General features: G+C 54.3%; 20 protein-coding genes and 6 tRNA genes. 15 read left to right on the forward strand and 11 right to left on the reverse strand.

Annotation, left to right across the window (positions count from 1 at the left end):
• Positions 1–7: 7 nt before the first annotated feature.
• The 7 genes from KP814_RS02080 to KP814_RS02110 all read right to left on the reverse strand — a co-directional run bounded on the left by KP814_RS02080 (position 8) and on the right by KP814_RS02110 (position 5,961).
• The gene (locus KP814_RS02080) at positions 8–1,015 is read right to left on the reverse strand and encodes an ornithine carbamoyltransferase (RefSeq protein ID WP_216735188.1); all 1,008 of its coding nucleotides are present in this window, start codon (positions 1,013–1,015) and stop codon (positions 8–10) included.
• Between the two features lie 33 nt (positions 1,016–1,048).
• Positions 1,049–2,299, reverse strand: a complete 1,251-nt coding sequence (gene arcA / locus KP814_RS02085) for an arginine deiminase (protein ID WP_216735189.1) — start codon at positions 2,297–2,299, stop codon at positions 1,049–1,051.
• A gap of 60 nt (positions 2,300–2,359) precedes the next feature.
• Positions 2,360–3,796, reverse strand: coding sequence for an arginine-ornithine antiporter (arcD, locus tag KP814_RS02090; protein ID WP_216735190.1), 1,437 nt, complete (start codon positions 3,794–3,796; stop codon positions 2,360–2,362).
• Between the two features lie 248 nt (positions 3,797–4,044).
• Entirely contained in the window at positions 4,045–4,242 is a 198-nt protein-coding gene (locus tag KP814_RS02095) for a CsbD family protein (RefSeq protein ID WP_127968849.1), read from the reverse strand.
• A gap of 222 nt (positions 4,243–4,464) precedes the next feature.
• The gene (locus tag KP814_RS02100) at positions 4,465–4,968 is read right to left on the reverse strand and encodes a hypothetical protein (protein WP_216735191.1); all 504 of its coding nucleotides are present in this window, start codon (positions 4,966–4,968) and stop codon (positions 4,465–4,467) included.
• A gap of 21 nt (positions 4,969–4,989) precedes the next feature.
• Positions 4,990–5,481: a hypothetical protein gene (locus KP814_RS02105; RefSeq protein ID WP_216735192.1), complete on the reverse strand. Its 492-nt coding sequence runs from the start codon at positions 5,479–5,481 to the stop codon at positions 4,990–4,992.
• A gap of 18 nt (positions 5,482–5,499) precedes the next feature.
• Positions 5,500–5,961, reverse strand: a complete 462-nt coding sequence (locus tag KP814_RS02110) for a hypothetical protein (RefSeq protein WP_216735193.1) — start codon at positions 5,959–5,961, stop codon at positions 5,500–5,502.
• 505 nt (positions 5,962–6,466) lie between these two features.
• On the opposite strand from KP814_RS02110, the gene KP814_RS02115 reads away from it, so the two are divergent.
• The 3 genes from KP814_RS02115 to KP814_RS02125 are packed head-to-tail and all read left to right on the forward strand — an operon-like array spanning position 6,467 to position 15,322.
• Positions 6,467–9,775: an AAA family ATPase gene (locus tag KP814_RS02115; protein WP_216735194.1), complete on the forward strand. Its 3,309-nt coding sequence runs from the start codon at positions 6,467–6,469 to the stop codon at positions 9,773–9,775.
• Positions 9,772–13,068 (forward strand): AAA family ATPase, encoded by a 3,297-nt coding sequence (locus tag KP814_RS02120; RefSeq protein WP_216735195.1) that lies wholly within the window; start codon positions 9,772–9,774, stop codon positions 13,066–13,068. The genes KP814_RS02115 and KP814_RS02120 overlap by 4 nt, the downstream gene beginning before the upstream one ends.
• Positions 13,058–15,322, forward strand: coding sequence for an AAA family ATPase (locus tag KP814_RS02125; protein ID WP_216735196.1), 2,265 nt, complete (start codon positions 13,058–13,060; stop codon positions 15,320–15,322). The genes KP814_RS02120 and KP814_RS02125 overlap by 11 nt, the downstream gene beginning before the upstream one ends.
• A 12-nt stretch (positions 15,323–15,334) precedes the next feature.
• On the opposite strand, the gene KP814_RS02130 is transcribed toward KP814_RS02125, so the two are convergent.
• A complete protein-coding gene (locus KP814_RS02130; protein WP_216735197.1) occupies positions 15,335–17,815 on the reverse strand; it encodes an acylase in 2,481 nt (826 codons plus the stop codon).
• Positions 17,816–17,962: 147 nt separating this feature from the next.
• Positions 17,963–19,597 carry an RNA repair transcriptional activator RtcR gene (gene rtcR / locus KP814_RS02135; RefSeq protein WP_216735198.1) on the reverse strand — a complete coding sequence of 545 codons (1,635 nt, stop codon included), beginning with the start codon at positions 19,595–19,597 and terminating at the stop codon, positions 17,963–17,965.
• A gap of 713 nt (positions 19,598–20,310) precedes the next feature.
• Here rtcR and KP814_RS02140 point away from each other — a divergent pair.
• The 11 genes from KP814_RS02140 to KP814_RS02190 all read left to right on the forward strand — a co-directional run bounded on the left by KP814_RS02140 (position 20,311) and on the right by KP814_RS02190 (position 23,650).
• Positions 20,311–20,398 (forward strand) — tRNA-Ser (locus KP814_RS02140).
• Positions 20,399–20,425: 27 nt separating this feature from the next.
• Positions 20,426–20,512, forward strand: a tRNA-Ser gene (locus tag KP814_RS02145).
• 28 nt (positions 20,513–20,540) lie between these two features.
• Positions 20,541–20,615: transfer RNA gene (locus KP814_RS02150), tRNA-Asp, on the forward strand.
• A 21-nt stretch (positions 20,616–20,636) separates the two neighbouring features.
• A complete protein-coding gene (locus KP814_RS02155) occupies positions 20,637–20,855 on the forward strand; it encodes a hypothetical protein (RefSeq protein ID WP_216735199.1) in 219 nt (72 codons plus the stop codon).
• An 8-nt stretch (positions 20,856–20,863) separates the two neighbouring features.
• Positions 20,864–20,950: transfer RNA gene (locus KP814_RS02160), tRNA-Leu, on the forward strand.
• 46 nt (positions 20,951–20,996) lie between these two features.
• Positions 20,997–21,072, forward strand: a tRNA-Trp gene (locus KP814_RS02165).
• A 146-nt stretch (positions 21,073–21,218) separates the two neighbouring features.
• A tRNA-Gln gene (locus KP814_RS02170) sits at positions 21,219–21,293 on the forward strand.
• A gap of 60 nt (positions 21,294–21,353) precedes the next feature.
• The gene (locus KP814_RS02175; RefSeq protein WP_216735200.1) at positions 21,354–21,914 is read left to right on the forward strand and encodes an HNH endonuclease; all 561 of its coding nucleotides are present in this window, start codon (positions 21,354–21,356) and stop codon (positions 21,912–21,914) included.
• A 282-nt stretch (positions 21,915–22,196) separates the two neighbouring features.
• A complete protein-coding gene (locus KP814_RS02180) occupies positions 22,197–22,718 on the forward strand; it encodes a hypothetical protein (RefSeq protein WP_216735201.1) in 522 nt (173 codons plus the stop codon).
• 160 nt (positions 22,719–22,878) lie between these two features.
• Positions 22,879–23,277, forward strand: coding sequence for an ankyrin repeat domain-containing protein (locus KP814_RS02185; RefSeq protein ID WP_216735202.1), 399 nt, complete (start codon positions 22,879–22,881; stop codon positions 23,275–23,277).
• Positions 23,270–23,650: a hypothetical protein gene (locus KP814_RS02190; RefSeq protein ID WP_216735203.1), complete on the forward strand. Its 381-nt coding sequence runs from the start codon at positions 23,270–23,272 to the stop codon at positions 23,648–23,650. Before KP814_RS02185 ends, KP814_RS02190 begins: the two co-directional genes overlap by 8 nt.
• A 167-nt stretch (positions 23,651–23,817) precedes the next feature.
• Here the strand turns inward: KP814_RS02190 and KP814_RS02195 are convergent, their stop codons facing one another.
• Complete coding sequence (locus KP814_RS02195; RefSeq protein WP_216735204.1) at positions 23,818–24,318, reverse strand: hypothetical protein; 501 nt, start codon at positions 24,316–24,318, stop codon at positions 23,818–23,820.
• Between the two features lie 70 nt (positions 24,319–24,388).
• Positions 24,389–24,943, reverse strand: a complete 555-nt coding sequence (locus tag KP814_RS02200) for a hypothetical protein (protein WP_216735205.1) — start codon at positions 24,941–24,943, stop codon at positions 24,389–24,391.
• A 176-nt stretch (positions 24,944–25,119) separates the two neighbouring features.
• Between KP814_RS02200 and KP814_RS02205 the strand changes: the two genes are divergently transcribed.
• Positions 25,120–25,614 carry a globin gene (locus KP814_RS02205; protein WP_216735206.1) on the forward strand — a complete coding sequence of 165 codons (495 nt, stop codon included), beginning with the start codon at positions 25,120–25,122 and terminating at the stop codon, positions 25,612–25,614.

The raw sequence follows: 25,614 nt of genomic DNA on the forward strand, positions 1-25,614 counted from the left end.
CTCCCGATCAGATATCCGCCAAGGTAGAGACCAGCACCGCCTTGATGGTGTGCATCCGGTTTTCCGCCTGATCAAACACGATAGATGCTTCCGATTCGAACACATCGTCTGTCACTTCCACGCCATTGTGCAGGCCATACTGTTCGAATATCTGCGCGCCGATCTTGGTTTCCGAGTTATGGATGGCGGGCAGGCAGTGCATGAACTTCACCCGGGGATTATTGGCCGACGCCAACAGCGCGGCATTCACCTGGAACGGCAACAGCATATTGATACGCTCGCCCCACCTTTCCGGCGCTTCGCCCATGGACACCCATACGTCAGTGTGAATGAAATCCACGCCGCGAACGGCTTCCCTTGGCTTATCGGTCAACGTCATACGGGCGCCGGTGCGGGCGGCGATCTCCCGGCATTGTTCGATCAATTCATCCTTGGGCCATAACTCGCGGGGAGCGCCCAGGCGCACGTCCATACCGAGCTGACAGCCGATGATCAACAGGGAGTTGCCCATGTTGTTGCGGGCGTCGCCGACATAGGCGTAGGAAATGTCATGCAGCGGCTTGTCGCTGAACTCACGCATGGTCATGACGTCCGCCAACATCTGCGTGGGATGGTATTCATCGGTCAAACCGTTATAGACCGGCACGCCGGCGTACTGCGACAGCTCCTCCACAATATGCTGATGGAAGCCGCGGTATTCGATGGCGTCATACATACGCCCCAACACCCGCGCCGTATCTTTCATGGTTTCCTTGTGCCCGATCTGCGATCCGGTCGGGTCGATATAGGTCACATGCGCGCCTTGATCATAGGCCGCCACTTCAAAAGCGCAGCGGGTGCGCGTGGAGGTCTTCTCAAAAATCAGCGCAATATTTTTGCCTTTGAGATGCTGACGCTCGGTGCCTGTATATTTGGCCCGCTTCAGGTCTCTGGCCAGATCCAGCAGAAATCGCAGTTGCTGGGGAGTGAAGTCCAGCATACTGAGAAGGCTGCGGTTGTGAAGGTTGCGCGACATAAGAAATCTCCTTGTTACCTAAATAATTAACGCCTAAACCGGATCGCGAATAATGGGGCAAGTCATGCAATGCCCGCCGCCTCTGCCACGTCCCAGTTCGCCGGCGGTAATAGTGATGACCTCCACGCCGGCTTTACGCAGCAGGGTATTGGTGTATGTGTTGCAGTCATAGGCGATGACCACGCCGGGCTCCAGCGCCACGACGTTATTGCCGTCATCCCATTGCTCCCGCTCTTGTTCATAGCTGTCGCCGCCGGTCTGTACCGTGCGCAGCCTGGGCAAGCCAAGCGCTTCTCCGACCACCTCTACAAAAGGGGCTTTTTCCGGACGAATATCCAGACGTCCATCCGCGCCGTTATCGCCGGGACGAATAGAGAAAGTTTCGATTCGGTTGACCACCTCTGGAAACACCGTCACCAGATCGCGGTCGCAGAAAGTGAAAACCGTGTCCAGGTGCATCGCGGAGCGCAGTTTCGGCAGGCCGGCGACAATGACTCTCTCCGCAGCGCCATGGCGAAACAGTGACTGCGCCACCAACGCAATCGCTTGTCGGGAGGTGCGCTCGCCCATGCCGATCAACACGACGCCATTGCCTACAGGCATGACGTCGCCCCCTTCCAGCGTAGCTGCGCCGTGATCTTTTTCAGGATCGCCCCACCAGACTTTAAAATCCGCTCCCGCGAAATCCGGGTGGAACTGGTAAATGGACGCCGCCAGCAGCGTTTCCTGTCTGCGCGCGGGCCAATACATGGGATTCAGCGTCACGCCGCCATAGATCCAGCAACTGGTGTCGCGGGTGAATATCGAGTTGGGCAACGGTGGAATGACAAACCCGGAACGTCCCATGAACTCACGGAACAAAGCCATTTCCCTGCTATCGAAGTCTTCCGGCAGATCGCCGCCGACCACGCCGCCCAGCAACAGCTCCGCCAGATTCGCGTCCGGCAGTTCGCCCATCCAGGCGCGCACGTCGTCCGCTAACCCAACGCCCACGTGTTCGTCGGTGATTTTGCGATCCAAAAGCCACTGACGGGCTTCCGGCAACGCCATGGTCTGCGCCAGCAAGTCATGCATGTCCACGACATCCACGCCACGATCCTGCATCTTGCTGACGAAGTCGTAGTGATCCCGCTTCGCCTGCTGCACCCAGATCACATCATCGAATAGCAGCTCTTCGCAATTCCCCGGCGTAAGACGCAGATGCGCCAGCCCCGGACGACATACCATCACTTTGCGTAGCTTGCCCACTTCCGAAAATACGCCCAGGCGCGTTGCAGCAGTCATAGCCTATCCTTCCTTTGCTTACCTATTGATTTGAAAAGGCGAACTCTATTGATCACGCCGCTACAGCGACAGATATCCCATATACAGCCCAGCTATTCCCGCCAGAGCCGCCATAATTAAGACAACCAGCACTCCGGTTTCAAGCGGAGTAAATACGCGTTCGCCCTGTTCTCTCCTCGCAATGGCGAAAACCACCGCGCCCGGCGCATAAAGAATCGAGCTAAGCAGCAGGTATTTCACGCCGCCTGCGTACACCAGCCACAGGCTGTACAGCACGGCGACCAGTGCGATGGCGAAATCTTTTCCGCGCACGCGGTCATTGTCGCCGTAGGTTTCCCCCCGCAGACACAGCATCAAGGCATAAAACGCCGTCCAGAAATAAGGCAGCAGAATCATGGAGGAACCCAGGTACAGCAGATCCAGATAGGTGCCTGACGAAAACAGGGTGATGATGAGAAACACCTGGATCAAAGTGTTGCTAAGCCACAGCGCGCCCCGCGGCGAACCGCGAGAATTGGTGCGCGCCAACGCCTTCGGCATAGCGCCGTCTTTCGCCGCGACGCACAGAATCTCCGCGCTCAGCATCGTCCAGCTCAGCAGAGCGCCGCACAGTGAAATGATCAGCCCCACATTGATCAGCTTGGAACCCCAGGCGCCGACCACCACTTCCAGCACGCCCGCCATGGAGGGGTTCTTCAGCCCCGCCAATTCAGCGCGGCTGAGCACGCCCATGGACAGCACGTTGACCATCACCAGCAGAGCGAGCACGCCAATAAAGCCAAGCACCGTCGCCTTGCCAACATCGGAGCGATTCTGCGCGCGGGACGAGTAAACGCTGGCCCCTTCAATACCGATGAACACCCACACCGTCACCAGCATCATGTTGCGCACCTGATCCAGTACAGACCCTAATGCCTGCTCCTCGACGCCCCAGATATCAATGCTGAACAAATCCGCCTTGAACCCAACAAACGCCAAAACGACGAACATAATCAAAGGCACAATTTTGGCGACAGTAGTGATAATGTTGATAAAAGCGGCTTGGCGCACGCCGGAGAGCACCATGGCGTGCACCATCCAGAGCAGTACGGACGCGCAGATCACTGCCGCGGGCGTATTGCCCTCGCCGAAAACAGGAAAGAAAAAGCCTAAAGAGCTGAACAGCAACACAAAATAACTGACGTTGCCAATCCAGGCGCAAATCCAGTATCCCCAGGCGGAGTTGAATCCCATATAAGCGCCGAAGCCCGCCTTCGCGTAGGCGTAAACTCCAGCGTCCAGTTCCGGTTTACGTCGCGACAGCGTCTGAAACACAAACGCCAACGCCAGCATACCGACGCCGGTCACCAACCAACCCAACAGCACAGCTCCGGCTCCGGCGCTCGTTGCGATGTTCTGCGGCAGCGAGAAAATCCCTCCGCCGATCATCGAACCCACCACCAACGCGATCAACGCGCCAAGCCTCAGCCGTTGCGGCTGCTTATCCGACACAGTCATTAACCCCTCCCCCTCACGGGCATTAACTTCGCCAAGTGTGGCGACACCAATAGACACAAACCAGCATGACCCGCCGGCAAATTGAGGCAGATCATACGGATTTCGGAAACCCGATACAAAAACTCTATAAAATCAGATAAATGGGGTATTTTTTATACAAAAAAGCCCGTCACGGAAGGTGACGGGCAAACATGTCTGAGGGAGCCGCGCAGGTGCGCGGCCACAACCGGGGGGCTGGGGGACGCCGGTTATAACTTCTTGGCGAAGTCGTCAACTTCACGTTCGGCCTGGTCTTTCGCCATGCCGTAACGCTCTTGAATGCGGCCGGAAAGCTCGGTGCGACGGCCACGAATTACGTCGAGATCGTCATCCGTCAACTTGCCCCACTTCTGCTGGGCTTTACCTTTAAACTGATCCCATTTGCCTTCAATTTGGTCCCAATTCATAGTCTTTCTCCTTAGCTGGTTCTCGAAAAGTCGCTTTGCGAATATCGCTGCAAAGCTCTCATTCCTACTACAGCAGAAAGCGGGCCAACTCAATTTAAGCCATTGATTTAAATGAAAACAAACCAAAATAAGAATAAAAAATAAGCGCAAATATTCAGTGCAGAAAAGGCGCTTTCTACAAAGCTGTTGTAAAAAATACGCCGGAAGTTCAGAGAGGCGAAATCAGGAAACCTCGTTGCTCTCCTGTTCGATCATTTTGGCGCAATGTTTCATCACTAGCCAGCCGCCCAGTCCACCAAGCGGCGCAATCAATGGAAGCAGTTTTACAACAATGAGCGACCCGCCAACCATACCCAGGAGAGCGATTCCCAAGCCTGATTCAACACTTTTCAAAGCGATCACTCCCGCCACCCCAGCCAACAGACTGAAACTGGCCGCCGTCAAAAAAGAAACGACGCAGGAAGTGAGTAGTTTCACGAATGTAGACCGTTTTTTTTCCAACGGTAGATACCAATGTCCCAACAATTTCCCATGAACATAGGCAAGCGCCATACTCCCCAGAATAATTGGCCCCCAATCAACCAGGAGCATCTTGGACGCCGGTAAAATATCTTTGCTAGATGTAAAAAGGCCATATGCAAAAAACGGTATAAGAAACAAACCGCATAAAAAGGCATGAAACCAAGCGCTAAGCTGACGCGCTCTGGCAATAATTTGGGGAGACACGCATACTCCTTAAGCAGAGATTTAAGCGGGCTTAACCGCCTGATTTAAGTCCGCCGCCAATTTGTTAAGGCGCCGGGTCAGCGCCAAGCCTCCCAGTCCACCCATAATCAATATCAGCGGCAGCGCGCAAAGGTATCCGGCCAATCCAGCGAATAACCCGACAGAAAGTCCATCCATCCCTTCCCATACGGATGAGATCAGACCAATACATGCTCCTGTGCTGATAGCCGCCAAAAAAGACACCACGCAGGAAGCACAAACAATCTCAAATGTTGGTTTTTCACCATCGACAGGTAAATACCAGTCCCCAAACTTTTTCCCATACAGGTAAGCGAACGCCATCGCTGTCAGACCATAGGGCGCGGCTTCCAGAGTGACAGTCCACAGCCGCTGATCTCCCACGCCCATAGCTATCGCCAGCGCGAACCAGGGAGGAGACAGGCACAAACCGCACAAAAGGACATGAAACCAGGCGCTTAGTTGGCGCGCTCTGGCGACTAGGGTGGAAGACAAACTTAACTCCGGTGACGGCTATAATTCCATGCTTTGCATCGCGTGCGAAGCATACATCGGAGGAGGTGGCGGGGTAAATTCCGACGCTGATTCCATATAGGCGGCGAAGGTTCTATAAGGCGCTTCGAATACGCCGCTCAGGCAGCATTCGCTGGTTGCCTGCATGCCAAATTGATCGTGAAAGCGCTTATCCGCGCCGACATATATACGACCTGGCCCATCAATAAACTGGTCCCCGGTGATATCGACGATCAACGCCCCCATTTCCAACCAGGCGTGCGGCTCCTCGCCGCGCAGACCGCTGACGAAGTGCACATTGTCATAACCATGCGCCGTCAACCAGGTGCCGAGCATGTCGCTCGCCGCGCGACAGGCGCAGTAGGGAAAGCGTCCCAGATAAATGTCGCTGATTTCCCGACCATGGGCTTCAAATACGATTCTGGCTTTACAAACTTGTTCTTCTAATTTTTGTAAGTTCATAGGAACCTCAACAAGCGTTTGCAATAAAATCATTCTGCTTGCCACGGCTTTTCCTTTTCTTCCTTGAGCTGACGCCGACACTCTCACACTCCGCCGCCAAACTCCGGGAAAGCCACTTCCTGTGGCCGCCTCCGTCCTGATCTGGACTCAGGACAGACGCAACACTCTATCAACATAACCCGACTTTCCCTGTCGTTCATCCCGTTTTCATGGGATTTTGCGAAAATGCGCTCTTCGTCATATTTATTCAGGTTGCGTCGAAAAGCCGAGGGAGACAGGGCTCCCCACGGGCTGGTTCCGACGTTCACAGACAAAGAGGAGGGACTCTATTGATCTGTCGAATGAACAGCCTTGATCTCGGACAATAAAGCCTGCGTTAGGCCGGCGCCGAAAACATAACTTTTACTCTCAATTGTTTTCCCAGGCCATATTCGTAAGAATAGTCCCTTTTCCGTTCGCATCGTCCGGACAGGCACGTCTTTTCCATTGCGCAGATGTTTCAGCCATGAGTAAACAGTTCAGTTTCCCCTTCTATAACACCATCCTCACCCACGAAAGCGGCGTCACACTCACCCTTCCAGGCAATATGACCGAAATTGCCTGGCTGAACGCCCCCAGCGCTCATGTGGCCCGCCAGTTTCAAACGCGCGCACAGAACAAACTGCTGAAACAGGGCGAGTATGTCGAGCTGCTGCACTATCTGCCGGAAGGCGAGACCGAAGTGCGCGAGGTGAAAGTAAAGGTTCCGGCCTCCAGAGAGGGCGGCTATACAGGACATGAGATTACGTTCGAAGCTGTTATCTGGCGCTTGCGCCAGGGGGAAATCCTCGGCGTAGTGCCTGCTCAGGCCGTCGCCTGCCTCTGCTGGGACGAAGAGCAGATCATGCAGCGAGTCAGCGAATGCATCCAGCTGGAAATGCTGCGTAATAAACGGTTCGACAGCGCGCGTTCGCTGATCGCCTGTCAGTGGTATGCGCCCCCTAAAGTCGTGCGTGAAGAAGTGACGCTGGAGTTCTACACGCCAGCAGAACTGACGGACATGCGTCGCCAGCAGGACGAACCGATGATTGCAAAGACGGCGCGCCGGATGCATCGCAGTCGCGCCAGCGTGTTTGGTCTAGACGCTTATGTGGACACGTTAAATCGCAACCTGCTTGGCGAATTCCGCCAAAGCGTGCTGGTGGTTGGCCCCAGCGGCTGTGGCAAGACCGCACTCATCAACGAGTTTGTGAAGCGCCACTTCACCGGCGTCAACGCCAACAAGATTCCCTGGCGCACTACCGCTGCGCAAATGCTGCAAGCCCTGACGCAACAGGGCGGCTGGCGCCACGCACTGGGTCTGTGGGTGCGCGAAGCCCGCGCCAACGGCGAGCTTATCTACCTGGGCAACCTTAGCGAGCTGTTCGAAGTCGGCCAGTATCAGGGCAACAGCGTCAGCATCGCCGAAGCCCTGCGCGATCCGCTGACCCGCAATGAAATCACGCTCATCGCGGAAGTGACGGAAGAGCAGCTGGCCGCCATTGATTTACGCGCTCCTGGCTATAGTCAGCTCTTCCATATCGTGCGTTTCACCGAACGCAGCGAGGAGGAGGAAAACCAGATCGCGCGGCAGGCGATTCAATCCCAGGCTGAGCTTTTCAATATTCGCATCGCCCCCAACGCCATTGAACGCATTATCCTGCTGCAGCGCCGCTATGCGCCCTATTCCGGCTATCCCGGCAAGATCATCCGCTTTTTTGAAAACATGATCCTGGCGGCCCATAAAGACAGCGGCGCCATCACCGAAAATGAAGCCATCGCCGCCTTTTGCGAAGAGAGCGGCATGCCGCGTTTTCTGGTGGATCATCAGGCCCGTCTGGACGCGGACAAAGCCCGCGAACATTTCCGTCGCCGCATCGTCGGTCAGACTCAGGCGGTGGAAGCCCTGGTGCGCGCCATTATCACCGTCAAAGCCGGTCTCGCGCCTCGCGGCAAACCCATCGCCTCGCTGTTGTTTGTAGGCCCTACCGGCGTCGGTAAAACGGAAATGGCGAAAACCCTGGCGCAATTTATGTTTGGGGATGAGAAACGCCTGTTGCGTTTCGATATGAGCGAATACAGCGATCCTTATTCCGTCACCCGACTGACCGCCACCGGCGAAGCCAGTCTGGTGACCAAAGTGCGTCAACAGCCGTTCTCCGTGTTGCTGTTCGACGAAATCGAGAAGGCCGATCCGGCGTTTTACGACCTGTTGCTGCAGGTGCTGGGAGAAGGACGGCTTACCGACGACCACGGCGAGTCCGCCAACTTTTGCAGCGCGCTGATCATCATGACCTCCAACCTGGGGGCTCAGCAGTTCATGCAAAACAGCGTCGGCTTCAGCACGGAAGATAAAACTGACGCCGCCGCCCAACGCCATTTCGAGCAGACGGCTGCGAAATATTTCCGCCCGGAGCTGTTCAACCGCATCGATCAGGTCGCGCCCTTCTTCGCTCTCACACAGGAAGAGCAAATGGTCGTGCTGCAAAAAGAAATGCGCCGCTTACAAGGCGCCGCCGGGCTAAGCAATCGTCAGGTCAGTTTGAACTTCGAGGCCCCCGTCTGGAGCCATCTGAACAACCTGCCCTCGGACCCGCGTTACGGCGCGCGCTCCGTGCAGCGGCTGTTGCGCAAGCACGTCACCGCTCATCTGGCGCCGGCGCTCAGCGCCCGCCCCCAAGAAGATCCCCTGGAGATCACCGCCACGGTCAGCGCGGACGCACTGAACTTCGACGCCCGCGTCACTCATCAGGAGAAACGCGCCAGAGGCTACTTTATGGAGCTGACCGAGAAGGTCGCCGCCCACCGCCGCGATCTGCAGGCGCTGCAGGAGAGCCCCACCTGGATCTCCTGCCTCAGCGAGCTTGACCAGATGGACGCGCGCAAACGCCGCAAGCGTAACTCGTTTTGGGAAGACCCGGAGCAAACCCGGCGCTATGGCGAGTTGTTCAACCTGCGCGAGGCGCTTGCTCAAAGAATAGAAGAAGCCTACGCACTGGAAAATGAGTGCCTCAGCCAATTATTGGATCAACAAAGCGCCATGCGCGCGGAAGACTATGAAGAGACATTGCGAGAACTGAGAGCGCGCTTTGACGACTTCCTGATCGAAATCGAGAGCACGCTCAACCCTCACTACAACCGGCACCTGCTGTTCGTATACGGCGGCCAGCCCCAACTCGACCGTCTGTCCCTGTGGTACGAGCGCTGGTTCGAAAAATTAGACCATGACTACACCCGGGTGTGGATCTACTTAGACCCCGACTTGGAGGCCAATCCGAGAACGGAGGGCGTCTGTCGGGGCGACGATATTTTCGAGATGGTGACGCTGCCGCCCTATAAAGTCAGCAAAGAAATGCTCACTCAGGAAGAACTGCCTCTGATTGGCATGGGCTGGGCCTTATCCGGCGCCTGCGCGCAACATTTCTGGCGTCATGACCACGGCAAAGTGGACTGGGCCACGGAAGAAGACAAAAACGCGCCGATGTACATCGATTTCAATGACGCCAGGCTGGACGAATACAAGGTTCCCACCGGCATTCACCGCATGAAGTTTTACAAAGACATGAAAGCCCATCGCAAAGTCCGCGAAGAAGAATATCAGGACGAACGCTTCGGTGATCCGCAGACCTATCAGGATCTTGCCGGGCACTCAGAGCGGGTCAAACACAAAGCCGCCCGCTCCCTGCAGGACAAGCTGCTGGCCCGCCTCGTCATCCGCCAGGAAAAGAAACCGGAAGATAAAAAACGCGGCGCTAAATCCGCCTATGACGACGCCGCAGGAGGGCTGCAGGAATGACCTTACTGCGACTCGAATTTCCCACACTGGTGGAGAGCCGCAACGGCGAGTTCACCCTGACGCCGCTGCTGACGGATGGCTTTATCGTCAGTCGACGCCGCTATGGCGACGCCCTGCGCAGCTATCAATCCTCGCTCAAAAAGACCTTCGACGATCGACGCCTGGACCGGGACAGCGTAGAACATTTGCTCTGGTTGTGCTTCCAGCCGGACTATCGGTTCGAGTTGATCCACCTGACTTTCAAGTCCGGCATGCACTTGGTGGACGGGCTGTTTGCGGTGGCGCAATATCAGGTGCGCGAGCATCGCTACCTCTGTCTTCCCAAGCTGAATTACCAGACGCTGCTCATCCCTGACGACGTGGAGACGCGCCCGCAACTGATTGAATTTCTGGCGGGAAGAATTGGCGCCTATATCCGCAGTCAGCGTAAAGCGGATGAGTCGTTCGACATCAAACGTCTGTACTCTCAGGCCGGTGATTCCGCCACCACTATCGGCGTTTCTGTGAACGTCGGACAGAGCGATTTCCCCTTCGAACAAGACGCGGCGTCGCTATTTTCCTTTTTCTCCGCCAGTCGTGAATTCAACGGCGCCTACGAACTGAAAAAGACAGCGGAAGATCTCGCCCAGTTTTATCCAGATGACCTGGAAGGCTCGCTGCATCGCGATAACGAAGCCGTCTGGCTGGAACGCGCGCTGTTCTCCGGCAAACCGCAACCGGTTGTCATCGTCGGCGCGCCCGGCGTCGGCAAAAGCAACCTGATTCAGCACACGCTGGCCCAGTACATGGCGAACAGCGACGTCAAAGCGCCGGAGCGACTGCAAAAGCTCTGGCTGCTTGATCCATTACGGGTGATCGCCGGGATGAGCGTGGTTGGCGAATGGGAGCGGCGCTTTGAAGCCATTCTCAGCTGGGTGAAGAAACGTCTGCAGGAAACCTACGGCATCCGCACCCCGGACGTGCTCTACATCGACAATCCTGTGGCGCTATTCCGCATTGGCAAGAGCGCGCAAACCAGCCTCACCCTCAGTCATGTGCTGAAGCCGTATCTGGAGCGCCGGGAAATCGGCCTGGTGCTGGAGGCGACGCCCTATGAATGGCAACGCATTCAGCAACTGGACCGCGGCTTCGCCGATCTGTTTCAGGTATTGCGACTGGAGCCGCTGCCGGCGGAGAAACTGTCGCAAGTTTATATACGCCGACGCGCGCAGTGGGAGCGCGAATACAACTGTGAAATCGCCTCCCAGGCGCTACTTACTCTGCTTGGCCTGGAGCCGGGCTTTCGCGGCGAGAGCGCCTTGCCCGGCTCAGTATTGTCCGTCATGCGCGACATCGCCGTGAAGCATCAAGGCCGACGCGCCGACGAGCAAGCGGTGTATCAGGCGTTCCAGACCAACTTCCATTTCCGTAGAGCGTTGATCGACAAAAACGCCACGCTACAGGAAAACGAAGTGCGCCGTTTCTTCGAACAGCGTCTGGTGGGTCAACCGCAGGCGCAGGACGTGCTGACGGACACCGTGATGACCATCAAGGCGCAACTGACGCCCTTGGGCAAACCGCTCAACACCCTTCTGTTCATCGGCCCTACCGGCGTGGGTAAAACCGAAGCGGCGAAGCTGCTCACACAACGATTATTCAGCAACAGCGACTGTCTGGTGCGCATCGATCTGAACGAGTTCGTCGACGCAGGCGCCGTACACCGCCTGATTGGCGATGGCATGGGGCAAGGCGGTTTACTGACGGAGCGGGTGCGCTACCAAAAAGCCTGCGTCCTGTTGCTGGATGAAATCGAAAAAGCGCATCCCAAGGTCCATGATTTGCTGCTGCAATTACTGGACGACGGCCGTCTGACTGACGCTATGGGCAAGACCACCGATTTCACCCAGACCGTCGTGATCATGACCTCCAATATCGGCGCCAAAGAGGCGGCGTCGCGGTTTGGCTTCAGCCATCACAACGACGACAACGCGGCGACCTATCGCAAGAGCGTGGAGCAATTCTTCCGCCCGGAAATGATCAACCGCATCAACGACATCGTCGTCTTCAACCCGCTACAACACAGCGATATGCAACGGCTGGCGCAACTGCACATGCAACGCCTGCTGGAGCGGGATGGCTTTATCCGTCGCAGCACAATATTGAACATAGACCCGGCCTGTCTTAACCGGCTGGCGGACGCAAGCTTCGATCCCTTGTTGGGCGCACGTGCGCTGAAACGCAACCTGGAGCGAGTCATCACCCATCTGACGGCGCAACGACTGGCGGAACTGGACAGCCTGGACCCGATCATGCTGACTCTGTTTGACGGCCCTCATGGCGTTGACAGCCGCATCACCCGCTTCCGTCACCAGTCCATCATAGCGGGCGCTTTGCCGCGTCCAGAGCAGGATTACGCCTTGCCGGACTATCAAAGAATGGTCGCCGCGCTGCAGGCGCTGGACGAACGTTTACACCAACCGCAAAGCCTGCTGCATCCCGCTGAGAATTACGAAGATTACTGGCGCTGGCATCTTAGCGACGCCCTGCGCGAATTGCTGGAGCCGCTGCAAACCTATACCTGGGAAAGCGAGGAGCGCAGCAGCACCCAGCGTCTGCAGGCCAACATGCCTTTCCGCACCTCGGCGCGACCGCGGGAAGGCTGGCGCTCCATACGCCTGGATTTTTCGGCGCTGGCGGCTCAGAACGACCTGCGCGACTACCTCAACGGCCTCTATCAGAAAGCGGAGGACTTCGTCGATTACAACATGAGCGACAACCTCCAGCTCGGCGTTGATTTCAGCTACGTGCTGTTTATCGCCCATGCTTATCTGAACCAGGGACTGGACCAGGGCTGCCTGGTGATTCGCTCTCTGGTGGCGGAAAAAGGTCAAATGGGCGTGCGCTTCCTGACCAACGCCTATGAGCAGACGCTGGGACGCCTGGGTGAAGTACAGGACAGCCGCATCAGCGACGATTGCGTCGCGCTGGCGCTGCGCGGCCCCGGGCTGCAACGTTATTTCAGCTATGAACAGGGAGTGCATCTCTTTATCGAAGAGTCCAACCTGCAAGTGCCCGTGACCGTGGCGTTTTACCCGGACTTATCTGCGGAGGAAGGCAGTCAGCGACGTCTGGAGCAGGACCATCAGGGCGACCTGGATATCCAGCGCCTTTACACGACGCCCACCGCCACGCAGCGGGAATTCGGGGTCACCGATCTGCGCACCGGCCTGATGTTGAACGGCTCCCCCATGCTCGCCGACTGGCGTTTGTTGATAAGCCCTGCCTGCAAAGGAGAATTACGCCATGGCGATTGAAGAATTTCCCGTAGCCTGCTGGACTCTGGAAAGCGGCGATGTGATCGGCGTCATTCTGGGGACGGAACTGGTGGTGATGGAGTCGCATCCCTCCAAGATTCGCAGCGCCGCATCGGAATGTCTGGCCAAGGCGATCAAACAGGGAGAGTGCCTGTACAGTCCGGAGATCAGCAGCCCGCAAATCAGCTTCCATACGATTAATGCGTTGTTGTCCTATCGTTCCGATCAGGGCGTGTATCCGCTGTCGGCGCCCAGCGCTTTCCGCATTGCGGCAGTGCATAGCCGCGACCCCAACAGGGGCTTCGGTGAATGTTTTCTGCCGTTTCTACAACGCTCGTTTTATTACTATGACGAAGTGCAGTTAAAAACGCTGATCGAGCATTTTTCCCTGCAAGTGTTGAATAACGTCACGCCGGAAGAAGCCTACCGCTACATCATGCCTTCCGAACCCTGGCTGGAAGTGGTCAGTTTCGACCGCGGCAAAGTGCGTCCTTCTCAACAACAGCACAACAGCGATGCAATGGAGTACATGCTGACGGTGTCGGATCAGGCGCCATTGCCGAAGCGCGTCAAACGCCAGGTCAGCCGTCTCCCGGAAGTGGCCTGGGAGCGAGGCGAAATGATCCAGCGCCTGGCGGAGGAACTGCTGGAAGGACGCAGCAGTTGCCTGCTGATCGGCGAGCAGGGCGTCGGCAAAAGCGTGCTCTGGCAGGAAGCAGTGCGGGTGGCCGCACGCCTCAGCAAATCCAGCGATGCGCCCCTCACCTTCTGGCGCTCCACGCCGCAGCGCATCATCGCCAAGGCCAAGTACCTTGGAGAGTGGCAGGAAGTGTGCGATGAAGTGGTGGAGTCTCTGGCGCAAATCAACGGCGTACTCTGGCTCAATGATTTCATCAGCCTGCTGTCTATTGGCGGCGAAGGCCAGGAAGACTCCATGGCGGCCTACCTGCGCTCCTACCTCGCCAAAGGCCAGATCCGCATTATCGGCGAGCTGCGCCCGCAAGAACTGGAAGCGGCGCGTAATAAGCTGCCGGGGTTCCTGCATCTGTTTGAACAGATCAACGTCACGGAATTGTCCGGCCGCTCCGCGCAGCGAGTGGTGCAGGCTTACGCCAATTACGCCGCCTCCAACTTCGCCATCGACACTCGCGACGATGCGCTGGAGACGGTATCGCAATTGGTCAGGCGTTACATCAAATACGAGCGTGCGCCGGGTAATCTGGTGCGCTTTTATCATCACTGCGTCAAAAACGCCTTTGAGAAAAAGCAGACGACCATCACTCGCGATCAGGTCATCGCCGATTTCGTCGCCTACACCGGGTTACCGGAGCTGTTCCTGCGGGATGAGCAGGCGCTGTCACAGCAAGCGCTGCTGGATTATTTCATAACCCGCATCATCGGTCAGGACAGCATCCTCGAACAGTTATGCCGAGTGATCCAGATTTTCAAGGCGGGCCTCAACGACCCGCAAAAGCCGATAGCGACGCTGCTGTTCGCCGGCCCCACCGGCGTTGGCAAGACCGCCGCCACCAAAGCGCTGGCGGATTATTTCTTCAGCGCGGGCCAAAGCAAGAATCCTCTTTTCCGGCTCGATATGAGCGAGTTTCAACATCCCGGACACATTGAGCGTCTGATAGGCGGCGAAGGCAAACCCAGTCCACTGGTGCAGCACGTGCGCGCCAATCCGTTTTCTGTGGTGCTGCTCGATGAGATTGAAAAAGCCGACGACAGCGTCTTTGACGCCCTGCTCTCTACGCTGGACGAAGGCCTGTTGACCGATCGCTTCGGCCGCACCACCGACTTCCGCAACACCATCATCATTATGACCACCAACCTGGGCGTAAACGCTGGCGGCGGCATGGGCTTCTCTGCGGCGGAAAAACGCGGACAGGTTTCGATGAGCGGCATTCGCGACTTTTTTCGTCCCGAATTCATCAATCGTATCGACGCCATTCTCTGCTTCAACCCGCTTGATCGCGACAGCATCCTGAGCATCGCCCGACGCGAGCTGGAGTTGCTGAATCAACGCGAGCGCATCAGAGAGCAAAAGCTTAATCTGAGCTTCAGCGACGACCTGGTAGCGCATGTCGCAGAGGCGGGATTCAGCGAGCTTTACGGCGCGCGACCAATCCAGCGCGCCATCGAGCAACGGGTCGTGGCGGAACTGGCGTCCTTTCTGGTGACGCGGGAGCATACGCCGTCGCGCATCCATCTGGACGCCATCGACGGCGCAGTGGTCATTAGCGCCGAGTAGCCGCGTTACGCTCTAATTAATATCCAGCCTGATACGCTGCTCCGATTGGGTATGGGCTGCGATATCCTGCTCGCGGAAACGCAGTGGCCGCAAACGCGGCTGCTGCGAATACAGTTCCGTCTGATCCAGGTAGTACGGCGACTCCGGGTTGGCGGACTGGGAGTAGGTCAAAAACCCTTCGGCGACCGGCCCGTTAACCGTGAAGCTCACCGCCATCATCCAGCTCGATCCATGCGTCAGGTGATAACCTATGGCCTCTGCGCTGATTTTTGATCCGGGCAGGAAAGAATAAATATGCCGGGGTAGCAGGGTTCCATCCGGCTTAATCCAGGGATTAAACACATTGAAGCCGCCCTCGATATGGGCGGCGCCGCTCCACGGGAAACGTACGCCGCTTGGAGAACCATCGAGCGCGCTCATTTCGACAAACTGCGCTTCGCCAAGGGTCGTCTCCAGAGACAGCCCCGCCGCTTGCACATACCATATCGCCGTGGCCAATTGCTCCAGCACCTTGTCGTTCGGGTCCAGCTTGTTAGGCGTATTGAGAGGGTCCTGGGGAGAAAATGGCATACGCCATTGCGGGTCTTGATCAAACTGCCAGGCGAACTCCCTAAACAACACCCCGCCCCGGCTATCCGCATTCATAACGCCGTCCCACAAACTTAATGCGTAGCAGCCCTCAGTGAGATCCACGGGTTCGCCTTTGACGATTACCGGCTCATCGCCGCGAGCCCTGCAGGCGGCCAACAGATCTTCCAAAATCTCCTCCCCTAAATAGGAGCGGCTATTCAGCAGCGCCTCTTTCAATTCGGGCAAAGTGAAGCGTCCATCCCATCCTGCGGCGTCCGTCAAAAGTCGTTGCCCCATGCGCGAACGCCATGACTGCTCGTTATCCACCGGCCCATACAAGATGGAAACGCCCCGAATCGGACTGGCGGGATTAGTCAGCCAATAGCTGTCGTTGGAGTTTTGCACAAAGTCGAAGCGCATGAGTTTCGGCGCTTTGGAGAAAGGAGACGGCCCCTTGAAGTCATATACGGAAGCGTCGCCCGGCAAGATGGTGAACTCAAGCTGCTCCCGCAACTTCCGCCACTTGGTATCGGTGGTCAGCGCCGTTTCGGCTTCAGGACTCAATTCAGGAACGGTGGAGTCATCGATATAAAATGCGTCGCCTACGTCATCCACCACCATCGTATTATTGAAGATGACGCCGTCGAATTGTTTAAAGACCTTGCGCACATCCGCCATGTCGCGGGACAGGTTCAAGCCCAGCCAGGTATCTATCAGATCAAAGTTTCCAAGATTCGCGTCCTTGAGGCTGTAGGCCACAAAGCCCCCATCCGCCGCCTCTCCCCAAGGCAGTATTTCAGGATGAGTGACTATAGGGCCATAATCGCTGACATAAAGATCCTTGCTCAACGCAAACACAGTATCCGGAGCCACCTTTACATCAATGACATAACTCCGCTTTTGAATACGGCGTCGCTCTCCATCCACAAAATAGGTCATCCCCGTCGGATCTTCCGGGTCCAGCTTCAACTCGTACACAACAAAGTGTTCTGCAGTGGAATAGGTGTGGGTCCAGGCGACGTGCTCATTAAAGCCGATATTCACCACACCCGGCATGCCCGCCACCGATGCGCCCATCACATTCATGGAGCCGGGGATGGTCAGATGCTGTTGCCAGAATCGCAAATTGCCTGTGAATGGAAAGTGCGGATTGGCCAGTAACATACCCTTGCCATTGGCGGTTTTGCGTTTACCCAAAGCCCACCCGTTAGACCCCAATCCCAATCTGGACTTGTTAGGCAGAGCAGCCAACTCAACAGGGGCTCCATGGTTGACAGTCCAAGGCGGCGGCAGGCCGCTGTCCGCCATCTGCGGTAAATAGCTTTCTCCCGGCGGCGCAGCGACATAGATCTGCGTCAGGAAGCCGGACGCGCCAGGTATCAATCCCAGACCAAGAGAGTATGTAAGCAGATCCACGTCCGAGATGGGACGCACCCAGGGCTGACCGGCGCAAGTAGGATCGATATGGTCAACACCCACGTCCTTTAGGTATTTGTTATAGCCGCTGGCGTAGCCGGATAACAACGCCCGGCTGGCGTCGCTCATAGCGTCCAACCCCTCCTCCGCCAGCTTGCGCAGCTCCAGAGCCAGATAGCTGAAATCGTTGATAAGATTTTGTGAGTCGCCGGACCCGGGAGTCTGATCCGGCCCAAAGTAGCGAGAACGCTGACTGTTATATTTGATGATCTGATCCGCCAGGATGCAGATATTATCCTGGGCGAAGGCGTATCCCGAACCGAATGCGAGACTTTGCAGATTATCCGCTTCGATGTGCGGCGCACCGAACTCCGTACGCCGGATGCGCGCCTCCAGCACGCCATCGTCGTCAAAGGCGACCGGTTGTTCGAAGCAACCCGTCAATCCCAGGGCCAGCATCAGTACGACGCCGCGATAACCCCGTGGCCATTTTCCCAAATGCAACATAGAAAACTCCTTTTCTTGTTATAGCGCCCCCTGGATCGCTCACCGGCTCTCCCCTTGGCGATGTTCCGCTTTCCCCCTCGCAACCTCTTACGCGCTCAGGCCGGAATTAACCAGTTATACTCCCGCCGCCGTTAAATGTACACGACGCTATCTGGCGTTTTTTATCTGGTCGAAATGCAGGCCATATTTGTCCAGTATCGCCGCCACGCGCTGACTGTCATTCAAGCGACGCTTCTTCAGACGCGAGGCCGCAAACAAGCGGCGCCCCGCCTCTGCAGCCGAACTGCTGTCCCGGCAGGCGCGCACCACGGCTTCCAATTGCACCTGATCCAGATGGTCCATTTCCTCCATCTGTTCCGGCGACAGCAGATTCTCCAGCAGGCCAGATTCTGCCTGTTGAGTTGCGGAGCGCAGCTCCATTCCCCAGAGATATCCTAAACGCTCCATCTCAGCCTCCACCAGGGCCACATCAATCTCTCCGGCCTCCGCCAAGGTCGCCATACGCGTGACGCTGGCGTTGAGGTCGCGAAAGTTACCCTTCCACAATGCGCTGGGAGAACAGGCGAACTTAAGATAGCGTTTGCGGCTTTCCTGACTGAAGCGCACGCGAATCCCGTTTTCACGCTCAAAGCGTTGCAGCTCATAGTCCAGATTAGGCTCGATATCTTCATGCCGATCCGCCAGCCCCGGCAAACGATATGTCCACAGGTTGATGCGCGAGAACAAATCCTCCCGGAAACGCCCATCAATAACATCCTGGCGCAGGTCTCTGTTAGTACCGGCAATGAGTTGAAAGTCGCTGTTTTCTTCTTTGTCCGCTCCCAATGGGAAAAAGCGCTTATCTTCTATGGCGCGCAACAGCATCGCCTGTTCATCCAGAGGCAGTTCGCCAATTTCGTCCAGAAACAATACGCCGCCATCAGCCTCCTTCAATAAACCGTCCCGTTTCTCAACCGCGCCCGTAAAAGCGCCCTTGCGATGCCCAAACAACGCAGACATGGCGTTATCCCCACGCAAAGTAGCGCAGTTGACCTCCACAAAAGCGCCTTTCACATCCTGACGCTTGCGCTTCAGTTCGTAGATTCGAGACCCCAGTCTGGACTTACCTGCTCCGGTCGGCCCCGTAATCAATATGGGTGCGCGGGTGCGAATCGCCACGGTCTCAATCTGCTTTATCAACTGATTGAAATCCGCATTACGGGTGTTGATACCGGACTTCAAATAATCGGTGTCGCGCTTACGCGATTGGCTGAATATTTCCGCCACGGAGCGCGGCGCATTATCCAGATCGATCACTTCCACCTTGCTCCCGCCCTCATGGTCGCGACTCGGCGCGGTTTGCAGCAACTTGCCCGGAAAATAGCGGGCGCCCACAGATAAAAAGATAGAGATCTGCTGGATGTGGGAACCGGTGGTGATATGAAAGAAGTACTCCTCCTTCTCCGTATCAAAGGGGTAGCCGTCAATAAACTGATACAGTTTGGGAAACACCTGATGCAAGTCCCAGGGCGCATCGAAATCCAATTGCTGCAGATCCATCTGAAGTTTGGGCGCCACTTCGCCAATATCGGCGATCACTTCGTCCGCCAGCTCGCGATCCTGGGGGTTATACAGCAACACTAAGCGATCGACAGGAAACGCTTCTGGATGTTGCGCAATTGACACGGTAGGCCGCCAACGCTGCCAGCGCTTTTCATATTTCCCCCTGCGACGGGACACGGCGTCCATGGTGGAGCCTAAAAAGCCAAATACCACTTTATATTTACGTTTCTTGATCGCCACTCCGCTCTACCCACTCCGCCACAGACTTAATTATGAGAATTTTAGATGAAAACTTCTTTTTTTCGAATATTTGATTCAAAAATAAGAAAACTCTCTTTTCTTAAAGCGACTCATCGCCATTACTACAGATTTCCCGCACACACATCTCAGGCCCCGGAAAACATGGCGATCTCAGATTTCTCTCACAGAAAATAAAAAGTTGGCACGACTAGTGCTAATATACGGACAACTTAAACTTAACGACTCCATTGCGGATAACGACATGTTTTTCATGATTAAGCACTTCAATCAACAACCAGGACAGATACTGAGCCAGCCAATAAGTAACGGCTTAGTGGCCTGCCTGCGCCATAACGATTGGTATTGCGGTTATTCCAGCGACTGGAGCAAATCAAACGATCTCGGCGAATCAAAGGCGAACCACACCCTTCGATGACGTAATCACGTCCGGAGGGAAGCAAACGCCCTCCGGACACTCTCCCCTCACAGGGAACGAGAACCCGGCGGGCGAAAGCTCACCGGGTTTTTTTATGTGTTTTTTTCGAGCAGCGCGGTAAAAACGTCGCGTGACGAAAGAGAGCACATAACAAAGAACGGTTACTTGGAGCGACAGTGAAAACACACCAGGCTCCAACATTTTTGTACTGCGTTTTTTGTATTAAGCGCCTGCAATTGAGACTAAGGAGCAAGCAGCGATTGCATGAAAGAACAAAGGTAGGCTGGCCGAATGGTAAGGCAGCGAGTTGCTAACTCGTCGAACCCTAAGGGGTTCTGCAGGTTCGAGTCCTGCGCCTACCGCCACCTTTTAGACAGAGGAAGTCGTAAAACGGAGAGTTGCCAGAACGGTAATGGAGCAGTCTTGAAAACTGTGGCTTGGAGACAGGCATGGGGGTTCGAATCCCTCACTCTCCGCCAGATATTTTGACGATGAAAAAACGAACACGGCCTGTTGGTCCAATGGCGAAGACGCCGGGTTGTCTCCCCGGAAACAAGAGTTCAATTCTCTTACAGGCCGCCATTTATAGTGAGGTAGACAAGCATGTACAGCAATCAATTGGCGGAAGGTTTCGCCGCTAATCAGGCGGCTTACCTCAAACAAAGACTAGACCGCCGCCTGGGTCATGATCGGACTCAAATCCGGGTCGATCAAAATGACCTGATCGTGATTCTGGAAAGAAGCGACTTGATCCGCATCGCCGCTGGAGATCTCCCCACACGCATCGGGGAGTTGCGAGTGAAGGCGAAGCTGACAGGCTAATGAATTACGCGTTCGTGATGGAAATGACAGACATACCTGGCTTAGAACCAGGCGCCGTAATCGGCATGCGAGTTCGAGTCTCGCCGAACGCACCACATTTACTTGCGATTTAAAAAGCACTTATCGCTTAAAACGTATTACAGCCCGGTAGCTTAACTGGCAGAGCAGCGGCTTCCAAACCCGCCAGGTGATGGTTCGAATCCGTCCCGGGTTGCCACTTTGATTAACGAAATAGACCAGAAAAGAGGAAAAGGTCATGGAAAACGAGTTCGACGAACGGGTCGTCGTCCCCAGCAACAACTAGAAACTGTCATTCTTCCTGGCGATGCAGCCCCAAGGATGACCTCAATTTACCCTCACCCCTGCCCCGTAGCTTAATTGGTAAAGCACCGGACTTTGACTCCGGGAACCCTGGTTCGAATCCAGGCGGGGCGGCCAATTTCAACCAGATAAACCTTAAAAAATCAGAACATGTAGACAGATAGAAGAGATGTAGTCATGAGCACCCCTCGCATACTTAGATTGGACAAAACCGGCCAACCCATGCAGTGGATGAGCCAGGAAGAAGCGGCCACGCTAATCTGCAACGACCGTGTACTCTGGAGCGCCGGCGATAACGTCATTGTTTTGCGAGGCGGAACAGGACGTGACGGACAGCGGTCCACCCTTGAAATTCCAACCATCATCGCTTCCGAAGGACGCGATAAACACGTGATGGAAACACCACCGCTGACCAACAAGTACCTGTTCCGGCGGGATGACAGCACCTGCATGTACTGTGGATTGACGTTCCCTTATGAACTGCTCAGTCGGGATCACATTATGCCTGTGTCCCGGGGCGGTAGGGATATCTGGAAAAACGTCGTTTGCGCCTGCATCCGGTGCAACAACTTCAAAAGAGACCGCACCCCAGAGGAAGCAGGCATGCCTCTATTAGCGGTGCCATTCGTACCCAGCCGGTACGAATACCTGTATCTGGCCAACAGAAACATTCTGGGAGACCAGATGGAGTTTCTACGCAAAGGCTTCAGCCGCCACCTGCTGGCGAGAATAGTCTGAACCACCTCACCCTTAGCGGCCTTCGGGTCGCTTTTTTTCACCCAGATAGAAGCATCAACAGCAACAAATAAACAAGCCAGATGGGAAGAAAGACGCCAGGCGGTGTATAGTCTCTGTATGCTTATTATTGCCAAAAAATGCACTCGTACATTTATTTCATGAGTGAATCAGCTCAAATTTCCACGTCTTTTATACTGAAGCCAGCGGACAGGAAGACGTATCTTCTAAGCTCAGAAACGGAAGTTCATCCGTGCAATATCTATAGGTCTACGTAAATCCAGAATGAAGAAATCGCTCATATTCCCAGTTTTTTTAACACTTGCATCATGCTCTACACCACCAGACTTGGATGCCATACAAGCGAGATTCGAGACTGACACAATCCCTTATGAAAAGCTAACGGCGATGGTTACCGAAGATTTTCAAGGAGAGCATTGCTTTAGTGTCGGAATAGATATTATCGGAGGCTATAGGGAGTATTCTGGTGAGTGGAGTCATTCGCAGAACCATGAGAGTAAGCTGAGTCTTTCTCAGGTTTTAAAAGACGTCAGTATTCCTGAAAATAAATATAAGTCATATTTAGCGCTGTTAAAAACCACACAAACCGAGCGCGTTACTTTTTGTCCACCATCCAAATACTACATTATGGCCCATCGCTCAGGGCTGGGTATTTCTGGATGCCTATTAGATATTGTGAAAGGCGTCACTCCTCCGGCTGCATATGGTAAGCGGAACAACGGAGAGGACTTCATGGAGGTTAGAATGCTAAAAAATGGATGGTGGATGGAGTATAAATGCAGCTAAATATGAATAACGAATTACTGAACGGTTGCACATACTCCTGCGTTCGTTTTACTCCAGTGAATAATGTGTCAGAAGCATTTATTTATGGCTTCTAACAAGGCTAAACAACATGGTTCGCGGCAACGCTGCGAGTTTCTTTTGGTGATATTAGGCACACAGGATGAATAAATCGGTCAGAGCGATTCTGGATCAAGTGGAAGGCGTAGCTGATTTTGCTGGCGTCAAAATCAGCGATATAAACGACACAAATACTTTGGGTGATAATGCCCTTCATTACGTCTGTGTGTGGGGAGACTTAGAAGCAGCCAAATTGCTAGTTGAAAATGGGATAGACATAGAGCAAAAAGGCGAAGGAGGATTTACGCCTCTCAAAGTGGCAGAAGATTTTGGTCACAAGGAACTTGTAAACTATCTTATTTCTATGGGCGCTGACGCAGAAGCATTAAATGCAGAGTTTGAATTTGATCCAGAAGCAAACTCTAGGCATTTAAAGAGATTAGAGGAACGCATAGAAGAGCTGCATAAAATGACACAGCCGGGGCGTAGTAGAAATGTCTAGAGAATGTTCAAAACGGTGCGTCAGCAAAGCCATCGGATTAATTATCCTTTTACTCGTAGCCTCAGCAAGCGCATTCATCCTTCTTTCAAAAACAGGTGAAAATGACTTTGATATTGTGTGTTCATCATTTAAAGAGTTGTCTAAAGAAGGTAACGTGGATGCCTTATCACATGATGAAAAAGTGGCTTATATCACCCAGAAATTGGATCACAAGCTTACCAAAGACGACAACGCATACGCAGCATGGATGGCTACTTCTTTTGCTTATGAAGGTCAGAGATATATGCTTTTTAAAATGGCCGCAGATAGCACAGGCTATGAAAGCTGGAGTTGCGATGAGATGCGCGACCTGATTGAGCCTTATTCAGAGTAATACTTTTTATAACCATTCGATGAATTATCTGTGGGAAAGCGAAGATCTGAATGGAAAAGACGGTATACTGCCCCCACTGATCAAGCAGCTAAGTAAATCATCGTAAGGCTTAAGGTAGACAGGCTCCAGGGGTCCCTGATTTTCAATCATGCTTACCACAAGCCCAGTCATTGATATAACCTCTTGTAAAACCCTTCTTTCCACTGTGCGCCAAATGCTTTTTTTAAACTTTTCTCTAAAATCGCTTCTATTCCCTCCAAGCCCAGTAATTGGTTGATGAGCACTAACCATTCTTTGTCAGCAGATTCTATATGTTCCATTACCTCATCTGTACCAGCGCTTCTGGTCTCAAAGATCATAGCCATAACCTGCAATGAAATATTCTCGTAGTCTTGCGATATCCGTCGGCTAAGCGCTTCCTCAGAATAGTCTCCCACGATGGAAACCCCGCCCTCAGCCCATGAACCGAGCAGCTTTCTTGTAAAATTTGAGCAACCGAGAAGGTACTCATTAAATTTAGCGGTTTTAGTTTGAAAAACTAAAAGTGTTATCCCAGCCTGGACAAAATCACTCATTAAAATACTGGGAAACTTACTACTGGCAGACAGCTCAAAGGGGCTAATCCATTGACGTTTGGTGTGATTTGCAATTATGAACTCTTCAGCCACAACTTATTCCTAAATAGCTAGCAGTCTAAAATTCGTAGACTAAAAACAAAGAACCCTAAGAAATTTCCATTTAGCTCTGCGGAGCCAAAGTCGCAGTCAAGGCCGCTATTTGCTGTTGCAGCATTTGCAGGCGATTGTTCAGTCTCGACACTTCGTTTTCGTTTGGTGTGGTTCCAGCGAGCAATTGCGCCAGACTCTGATCAATGCGGCACTGTTCCTTGCGCAGTTCATCGATGCGATCGAGGATTAATCTCTGCGAGCTGTATGATTTCAGCCTCTCGTCCCGCTCTTGCAGGGCCGCTTTATGTTGACGGAGCATGTCTTCCAGAGCTTTATTCTGCGATCGTAATTCCGCCACTTCAGAGTGCAGGTTGGAGTTCTCCGAATTAGCGCTTAACAGCATGTTGCGCTCCACCAATGTCATCGCATACTTGCGTTCCAGCTCCCGGTAAATCTCCGCGTTGGTCACTTCCGAAATTCGGTTTTGTAGCTGAAGCTCCAGCTCCGCATTCTTAAGCTGTAGAGGATGTATCGTCAGATGCAGGTTGGCGGCGTACACCAATGCGCCACATGCGGCGGCCAGAGCGAGAGTCAGGGTGAAGGACTGCTTTCCATGCTCGAGCATAGCGTCTCCTTTGAGAATAAAAATAGAACCCACGACGGCCATACTGCGAGTCGACGTAGATTACTCCAAGTGCATCTCGCAACCAAGCTAATCACCATCATTACAGGCAAAACGACTAAACACACATCAGGAGAGGTTACATTGCGCATCTGAGTATGCGAGACCATACTTTTTTTATGAATGAAAACGCCGCCAGACTAGTATCCGAGCACAACCTGAACGCCTTCAGAGACAGCTTTGCGCGCTGCTTTTGCGATGTAGGTAGCGATGTGCGCTTTGTCGATGATTTCTATGTACGCCTCAAAGCCTCTGACGCCGACGTCAGCGCCATATTCAATCGCCGCCCCATAGAACGACAGGTGCATGCCGTTCGCTCAGCAGTTTACGCCCTGGAGGAATACGCCACCAACGGGCGGCCTGATGATACATTGAGATTGATTGAAGCATCGCATAACCATCAAACGATGGGACTGACACCCTATATGTACGAATTATGGCTGAGCTGTCTGCTGGAAACCGTCCTTCGCCATGACCATGCCTACAGCGATGAAGTGAGACAGGCCTGGGAGCTGACTCTGAGGCCGGGCATTGATTATCTCAAGCAGACACTCGTCGCTGAAATCCAGATCGCAGAAGATATAGAAGAAGGGAAATCCAACGCGCCCAAATAG

The organism is Hahella sp. HN01 (assembly GCF_018986435.1).
Classification (GTDB): domain Bacteria; phylum Pseudomonadota; class Gammaproteobacteria; order Pseudomonadales; family Oleiphilaceae; genus Hahella.

Coding starts and splice junctions, on each gene's coding strand:
- KP814_RS02080 (WP_216735188.1), bottom strand. CDS start 1,015: ATGTCGCGCAACCTTCACAACCGCAGCCTTCTCAGTATGCTGGACTTC.
- arcA (WP_216735189.1), bottom strand. CDS start 2,299: ATGACTGCTGCAACGCGCCTGGGCGTATTTTCGGAAGTGGGCAAGCTA.
- arcD (WP_216735190.1), bottom strand. CDS start 3,796: ATGACTGTGTCGGATAAGCAGCCGCAACGGCTGAGGCTTGGCGCGTTG.
- KP814_RS02095 (WP_127968849.1), bottom strand. CDS start 4,242: ATGAATTGGGACCAAATTGAAGGCAAATGGGATCAGTTTAAAGGTAAA.
- KP814_RS02110 (WP_216735193.1), bottom strand. CDS start 5,961: ATGAACTTACAAAAATTAGAAGAACAAGTTTGTAAAGCCAGAATCGTA.
- KP814_RS02115 (WP_216735194.1), top strand. CDS start 6,467: ATGAGTAAACAGTTCAGTTTCCCCTTCTATAACACCATCCTCACCCAC.
- KP814_RS02120 (WP_216735195.1), top strand. CDS start 9,772: ATGACCTTACTGCGACTCGAATTTCCCACACTGGTGGAGAGCCGCAAC.
- KP814_RS02125 (WP_216735196.1), top strand. CDS start 13,058: ATGGCGATTGAAGAATTTCCCGTAGCCTGCTGGACTCTGGAAAGCGGC.
- KP814_RS02130 (WP_216735197.1), bottom strand. CDS start 17,815: ATGTTGCATTTGGGAAAATGGCCACGGGGTTATCGCGGCGTCGTACTG.
- KP814_RS02155 (WP_216735199.1), top strand. CDS start 20,637: ATGTACAGCAATCAATTGGCGGAAGGTTTCGCCGCTAATCAGGCGGCT.
- KP814_RS02175 (WP_216735200.1), top strand. CDS start 21,354: ATGAGCACCCCTCGCATACTTAGATTGGACAAAACCGGCCAACCCATG.
- KP814_RS02180 (WP_216735201.1), top strand. CDS start 22,197: ATGAAGAAATCGCTCATATTCCCAGTTTTTTTAACACTTGCATCATGC.
- KP814_RS02185 (WP_216735202.1), top strand. CDS start 22,879: ATGAATAAATCGGTCAGAGCGATTCTGGATCAAGTGGAAGGCGTAGCT.
- KP814_RS02190 (WP_216735203.1), top strand. CDS start 23,270: ATGTCTAGAGAATGTTCAAAACGGTGCGTCAGCAAAGCCATCGGATTA.
- KP814_RS02200 (WP_216735205.1), bottom strand. CDS start 24,943: ATGCTCGAGCATGGAAAGCAGTCCTTCACCCTGACTCTCGCTCTGGCC.
- KP814_RS02205 (WP_216735206.1), top strand. CDS start 25,120: ATGAATGAAAACGCCGCCAGACTAGTATCCGAGCACAACCTGAACGCC.